The organism is Kitasatospora sp. P5_F3 (assembly GCF_054049135.1).
In genome coordinates this window covers 1-409 of sequence record NZ_JBFUMY010000221.1, presented here as the reverse complement: position 1 = coordinate 409, position 409 = coordinate 1, and the positions used below count along the sequence as shown (strand labels likewise).

Sequence of the window (409 nt, the reverse complement as noted above, 5' to 3'; positions counted from 1 at the left end):
GGGCGGCCCGGGTGGGCCGCCCCTTCTTGGTTTGTGCGTGCTGCGCGGTCAACGTCGGCGAACCTCCCCCGAGGACACGGCCGCCGTCCGACACGCCCCGGACAGGAAACCGGGACGGAGCACGCGGGGTGGACGTGGGTTACTTGGGCGGCTTCTTGCCCGTCACACCCAGGTAGACCTGGAGGGCGAGGTTGGGTTTGAGGTCCTTGACCTTCACGCCCCAGGCGGTGAAGGCCTTGGAATGCTCCGCCGCCGAGGCGAGGAGCGAGACCAGGGACCCGGAGAGAGCGGCCGGATCGACCGACTTGTCGGTCTTGGCCTGGTTGGCCTTGATGGCTTCACCGAGTGGCCCGGCCACCGAGTTGAGGACCTTCATGCGGATCTTGAAGAACCGCTTGTCCCCTTCGGC

Annotated in this window: 1 pseudogene; it reads right to left on the bottom strand. The window is 67.7% G+C overall.

Going from position 1 to position 409, the window contains the following annotated elements:
* Positions 1 to 139: 139 nt before the first annotated feature.
* Positions 140 to 409: pseudogene (locus ACXJMZ_RS37455) on the bottom strand (TetR/AcrR family transcriptional regulator); the annotation flags it as partial.